Source organism: Intestinibacter sp., assembly GCF_051866655.1.
In the GTDB taxonomy this organism is placed as follows: Bacteria; Bacillota; Clostridia; order Peptostreptococcales; family Peptostreptococcaceae; genus Intestinibacter.
Map to the genome: position 1 here is coordinate 1 of NZ_JBJDXL010000087.1, position 1,597 is coordinate 1,597.

At 33.7% G+C, this 1,597-nt stretch carries 1 protein-coding gene; it reads left to right on the plus strand.

Annotated elements, in window-relative coordinates; all coding sequences use genetic code 11:
• Positions 1 to 36 precede the first annotated feature (36 nt).
• A partial coding sequence (locus tag ACI3VO_RS02365) for a protein kinase domain-containing protein (RefSeq protein ID WP_439756371.1) occupies positions 37 to 1,597 on the plus strand: 1,561 nt, incomplete at its 3' end.

Here is a 1,597-nt window from a genome sequence, read left to right on the forward strand (position 1 = left end):
CATTTAGTTAGATTGAAGGAATTTTATCCTGCATATATGGAGATAGACAGAGATGAGGATTTGAGTTTAGTTGTGAAAGAGGAGCATAGGGAGGATTTTGAGAAATCTTGGGATTTATTTTATGATGCATATGAGAAGAACACCTTGTTTCAAAGCAATTTAGACACATTGAACAGCACAGGCAATGCGCAAAATCTTTTATTTGGAAACAACACCATGTATATGGTCGTAAACTATAACAACGGGATTTCCTACGACAAAGTCGAAGGAGAAAATTTGCAGGATATATTTCAAATAGGTCTAGCACTTACGAAAACTATAGGTATGTATCACAAATACGGATATGTCCATCTAGATATAAAACCAGAAAATATATTGAAACTGCCTGAGACTAATGAACTCATAATATTATTTGATTTTGGAAGTGTGGAATCGATAAAGGATATAAAATCAGGAAAAGTGAACAGAGTATCCTATTCTGAAAACTGGGCAGCTCCAGAACAGTTGCAGCATAAAGTTAAAAAAATATGTGAGGCTACAGATATATATTCAATTGGAGCAGTTATTTTCTCTAAAATAATGGGCAGAATTCCAGATGTAGATGATAGAAAGGTTTTTGCAGATTGGAAATTTGATTTGAAGGATCCCTTATTTGAAGGTGTAAATCCTAAAGTTTTCAGATATATAAAGACATTGTTTAAGAAGACATTGTCGTCATCTGTGAATAAGAGATATAAAAATGCAGATGAGTTAATCGAGATTTTGGAGAAATTAGTGTTGTTGTCATCACCAAACGAGGTTTATTTTAAGTCTAATTTTGCCCAAAACGACAACGTATTTATAGGTAGAGAAGAAGAGATGGCGCTTATTCATGACAAGCTAAAAAACGAGACGGACACAGTTTTTCTACATGGATTTGGAGGGATAGGAAAAAGCGTGTTGTCCAAGCAGTACGCATTTTTATACAAAAAAGAATACGATGTGGTTATATTTGCAAGCTACTTGACTTCATTATTTGACTTAGTCGTAAACGACAGAGAGATTCCAATTGCCAATTTCAAAAGAGTAGAGGATGAAAAAGATGAGGATTATTTTAACAGAAAGCTAGAGAAAATCTGCGAGCTATCAGACGATAGAACATTGATAATTGTGGATAACTTCGATGTCGACGAGGACGAAAATCTAGAAGATCTGATAAACTCAGGCTGCAAATTTATAATCACGACTAGAAATGATTTTACAGACTACAATTACCACCAAATAGAGGTAGAAGAATTTAAGGATATAGCTGACTTACAGGCATTATTTTACAGCTATAACAAGATAGAATATTCAGAAGAGGACAGAAAAATAATAGACGATATAATCGAAATCGTAGACAGACATACTATGACAGTTGAATTAATAGCCAAACAGCTTAGAACCAGCGAAATCGAACCGATAATTTTATACGACAAACTAAAAAGTCTAGAGGGTATAACTAGCGCCAACAAAGATAAAGTAAAACTTAGAAAAGACAAAAAGCTAAACAATAAATCGATCATGATGCACCTAGAAGTAGTGTTTAATACTGCAAAACTAAGCGATTTCGAAAAAT